The sequence below is a fragment of the Candidatus Ruminimicrobium bovinum genome (assembly GCF_902760015.1).
GTDB classification, from domain to species: Bacteria; Elusimicrobiota; Endomicrobiia; order Endomicrobiales; family Endomicrobiaceae; genus Ruminimicrobium; species Ruminimicrobium bovinum.
In genome coordinates this window covers 1-4,810 of record NZ_CACWEU010000162.1, presented here as the reverse complement: position 1 = coordinate 4,810, position 4,810 = coordinate 1, and the positions used below count along the sequence as shown (strand labels likewise).

3 protein-coding genes and 1 pseudogene are annotated in these 4,810 nt (G+C 31.2%); all 4 read left to right on the top strand.

Annotated features, from left to right (window positions below; translation table 11 throughout):
• Positions 1–1,255 (top strand): peptidoglycan D,D-transpeptidase FtsI family protein (locus tag ACMUOV_RS05460; RefSeq protein ID WP_413854096.1); only part of this gene is annotated, 1,255 nt, incomplete at its 5' end.
• Between the two features lie 9 nt (positions 1,256–1,264).
• On the top strand, positions 1,265–2,746 hold the full coding sequence (locus tag ACMUOV_RS05455) for a UDP-N-acetylmuramoyl-L-alanyl-D-glutamate--2,6-diaminopimelate ligase (protein WP_413854095.1): 1,482 nt from the start codon (positions 1,265–1,267) through the stop codon (positions 2,744–2,746).
• Between the two features lies 1 nt (position 2,747).
• A complete protein-coding gene (locus tag ACMUOV_RS05450; RefSeq protein WP_413854094.1) occupies positions 2,748–4,145 on the top strand; it encodes a UDP-N-acetylmuramoyl-tripeptide--D-alanyl-D-alanine ligase in 1,398 nt (465 codons plus the stop codon).
• An 11-nt stretch (positions 4,146–4,156) separates the two neighbouring features.
• Positions 4,157–4,810 (top strand): annotated as a pseudogene (gene mraY, locus ACMUOV_RS05445) (phospho-N-acetylmuramoyl-pentapeptide-transferase); the annotation flags it as partial.

Genomic DNA, 4,810 nt, shown 5'->3' with positions numbered 1-4,810 from the left:
TTACGTCCGTCAGTATCCGGAAAAAAATATGTCATCGCATGTTTTGGGTATAGTTAATAAAAACGGAATCGGTTCCGAAGGAATTGAGAAAATATGTAATGACCGGCTTGCGGGGCAAAAAATAAAAATTAAAAGAAAAAGATTAGGTTCAAAAAATATTAATGATGAGTTTATTGACGAAAAAAATTTAACCGGGGCAGACGTTCAACTTACAATAGATAAAACAATACAATTTATAGCGGAACAGGAGCTTGAACAGGGAGTTAAAAGAAAAAAAGCAAAAAACGGAACCGTTATTGTTCAAAACCCGTATACCGGTGAAATATTGGCAATGGCCTCTTATCCGAATTATAATCCTTCAAACAAAATTACCAATTTGGAAATTTTAAGAAATCCCGCAATATCATTTGTTCGCGAGCCGGGTTCAACATTTAAAATAGTGGTTGCAGCAGCCGCTTTGGAAGAAAAAATATTTAAACCGACGGATAAAATAAATTGTGAAAACGGAAGATTTCAAGTCGGTAAAGATGTAATAAAGGACCATGAACGAAAGAATTTAATTACATTTACTCAGGTAATAGAATATTCATCGAACATAGGAACGGCAAAAATTGCTTTAAGATTAGGAAAGGAACAATTTTATAAGTATATAAAACTGTTCGGCTTCGGAAGCAAAACAGGAATAGATTTAAACGGTGAAGAAAACGGTCTTCTGAAAAATACTTCCCTATGGAGCGGAAGAAGTTTACATACAATATCATTCGGACAGGAAATATCCGCAACACCTATTCAAACAATAAACAGTTTTTCGGCAATAGCAAACGGCGGAATGTTAATGAAACCGACTATTATAAAAAGTATTGATGGAATTGAATACGGAAAATCCACACCCATACGCAGAGTAATATCCGAGGACGTAAGTTCACAAATGCTGAAAATTTTAAGAGGAGTTGTAGATAACGGAACCGGAAAAAGTGCAAAAATAGAAGGATATTCCGTAGCAGGCAAAACGGGGACTGCTCAAAAAATAGACAGAAGAACCGGGAAATATTCAAAAAAATATTATTTGGCTTCGTTTTGCGGAATTATTCCTGCTACAAAACCCAAAGTTGTAATACTTGTAATGTTGGATGAACCGGAAGGTGATTATTATGCGGCATCGGTTGCAACACCCATTTTTGCAAAAATAGCCGAACGGCTTATGCTGTATTTGAATGTAGAAAAAGACAATGAAACAAAAAAAATAAAAAAATAGAGAAAATTTATGATTTTATCGGAATTATTTTTTAACATTAAAGCTGCTTTTATCGGAAACAAAAACATCGATATTAAAGGACTTGAATACGACTCGCGAAAAATAAAACAAGGTTATTTATTTTTTGCTTTGGACGGAACACATGTAAAAGGCAGCGATTTTGCACAACAGGCAATTGCAAACGGAGCAGTTTGTATAGTATCAAATAAAGAAATAAAAAATTTGTCTGTTACGAATGTTGTCGTAGAAGACGTTTCGGATACAATGTCAAAAGCAAGTGCAAAATTTTACGGATATCCCGATAAACAAATGACAATAATAGGTGTTACCGGGACAAACGGGAAAACATCAATAACATATATGACCGAATCCGTATTTAAAAATTTCGGGATACCGATAGGGGTTATAGGAACAATAAATTACAGATACGGCAGTGTTGTTATTGAGGCACCCAATACTACACCGCAGTCTTTGGATTTGTTTAAAATGATGAGTGAAATGGTTTCACAAAATATTAAATATTTAATTATGGAAGTATCTTCTCATTCATTGGTTTTAGGAAGGGTAAAAGATATTGAGTTTGATATTGCGGTATGGACAAATTTAACCCGGGACCATCTTGATTTTCATAAAAACATTGAAAATTATTTTAATGCAAAATACATTTTATTTTCATCATTAAAAAATAACGAAAAAAACAATAAAAAGTATGCTATAATAAACTCCGATGATTTTTACGGTAAAAAAATAATTGAACGATTAACGGAAAAAGTAAATATTTTAACTTATTCAGTATATGATAAAACAGCTGATTTTAATGCGGATAATTTAAAACTTGATAATTCCGGAAGCGGCTTTGAATTAAAAAGCATATACGGCAATAAAAAAGTACAAACACCTCATATAGGGTTACATAATGTATATAATATTTTGGCCGTTATATGTATTTGCAAGGCAAATAATTTTAATTTTGATGAACTTATTTGTTCCGTAAAAAAAACAGCTTCTGCGCCCGGAAGATTTGAAAAAATAATTTCAAAACAAAAAGCCGTAACCGTTATAGTTGATTATGCTCACACGGACGATGCGCTTAAAAATGTTATTTCGGCAATTAAAAATTTGAAGCATAAAAGAATAATAACCGTATTCGGTTGCGGCGGGAACAGAGATAAAACAAAAAGGCCGAAAATGGCAAAAGTTGCATGTTTGATGAGTGATTTTGTTTTTATTACATCCGATAACCCGAGAGAAGAAGACCCGGTTGAAATAATAAAAGATATAGAAAAAGGTGCCGTAGAAACCGGCAATAAAAATTATAAAATAGTTATTGACAGAAGACAGGCAATAAAGCAGGCAATTGATTATGCGCAAAAAGATGATATAGTTTTACTGGCAGGAAAAGGACATGAAACTTATCAAATTATCGGAAGAGAAAAAATTCACTTTGACGACAAACAGGAAGCAAAGAACGTTTTAGGATTAAATAATTAAAATGGACAATTTATTTTTGAATGATTTAATAAACCGGACAAACGGTAAAGCTTTAAATTTTACCGAAAATAAAAAAATAAACAATATAAGTATTGATACAAGAACAATAAAAGAAAACGATGTTTTTGTTGCAATCGAAGGTAAAAGTTTAGACGGACATAATTTTATACCCGAAGCAATAAACAAAAAAGCATCCGTTATTATTTATTCAAAACAGGATATTGACACTTCAAATAAATCAATTGTTTTTATTAAGGTAAAAGACACGTCATTAGCATTGGAACAAATTGCAAAACACTACAAAGAAAAATTTAAAAATGTTTTTACCGTTGCAATTACCGGTTCCAACGGAAAAACCACAACAAAAGAATTTATTGCAAGTATTTTTAAACAAAAAGATGTTACTCTTAACAACGAAGGTAATTTCAATAACAGAATAGGAGTACCTTTAACCGTTTTCAAGTTAACGGAACAACATAAATATGCCGTTATAGAAACGGGAACTTCCGAATTCGGCGAGATAGAAGCATTAAGTAATATAGTTTGCCCCGATTGTGCGGTTTTAACAAATATAGGAGATTCTCATCTTGAATTTTTTAAAAACAGGGAAAATGTTTTAAAAGAAAAAATACATATTATCGATAATCTTTCAAAAAACGGTTTTGTGGTTTTAAATACTGATGATATTTATTTACACAAAATATTACCGTCAATAAAACAAGATGTTATAACTTACGGTTTTACAAAAGAAGCAAATGTTCGTGCGGATAATATAAAACTATCTGATGATAATCCTTCGTTTGATCTGTTCATAAACGGTAAATTTATAACAACGTTATCCGTGACAATGAAAGGAAAATTCAATGTTTTAAATTCTTTGGCGGCAATAGCCGTAGCATATAAATTAAATTTTTCAATTGAAGATATAAAACGTGCTTTATTAAATTTTAATCCGCCTAAAATGAGAATGCAAACAATTGAAATCAAAAATAAAATGAAGGCGATAAACGATGCATATAATGCAAATCCGTGCTCAATGGAAAACTCAATATTAAGTTTAAAGGATTCTTATCCGAAAAGTGCAGCAATTTTAGTTCTCGGCGATATGCTTGAGTTGGGAGAAAATTCCGATAATTTTCACAAGCAATTGGGGAAAACAATAAATGAACTTGATTATGTAAAATCCGTTTATTTATTCGGAAACAAAGTAAAATTCACAAAAGACGAAATAAAAAACAAAAAAGTATTTTTATTTGAGGAAAACAATTCTTTAAACGAAACAAAAATGTTTAAAGAAATAGAAAAAGATTTTGAAAATAATGCAATAATTTTGTTTAAAGCTTCAAGAGGAATAAAGTTGGATAAAATATATAATAATTTTATATTAAAATATAAATAAAAGGAGAATTTATGCTGTATCATTTATTATATCCTTTAAGTGAATATTGGACACCGTTAAATATTTTTCAATATATAACATTCAGAGCAGGCGGAGCAATTTTAACAAGTTTAATAATTACATTTATTATTGCACCGTATATTATTAAAAAATTAAAAAAACATAAAATAGGTCAGCCGGTTAGGGACTATGCTCCCTCGAACCATCAGCAAAAAGCAGGCACTACGACAATGGGCGGCATTATTGTTATAATATCGGTTGTAATTTCAACACTTCTTTGGGCAAGACTTGATAACGATTTAATTTTACTCCTTTTATGTGCAACAATTGCTTTCGGTTCAATAGGTTTTTTAGATGATTATTTGAAGCTTGTAAAAAAAGACCCGAAAGGATTATCGGCAAGAAAAAAACTTATTTTTCAAAGTATTATTACTTTGGCAATAGTAGGTTATTTGTTTTTCTTTCCGGTCAATGACAAATTTGCAACGTCGTTAAGTATTCCTTATTTAAAAAACGCCATTATAAATTTATCATATTTTTATTATATTCTTGCCTTTCTTGTGATAGTAGGCAGTTCAAATGCCGTTAATTTAACCGACGGGCTTGACGGACTTGCTACCGGCAACATCATTATAGTTGCCGCAACATTAGGACTGTTTGCTTAT

Bases quoted from the DNA above. Each gene is read 5' to 3' on its own strand.
- ACMUOV_RS05455 (WP_413854095.1), top strand. From the start codon at position 1,265: ATGATTTTATCGGAATTATTTTTTAACATTAAAGCTGCTTTTATCGGA.
- ACMUOV_RS05450 (WP_413854094.1), top strand. From the start codon at position 2,748: ATGGACAATTTATTTTTGAATGATTTAATAAACCGGACAAACGGTAAA.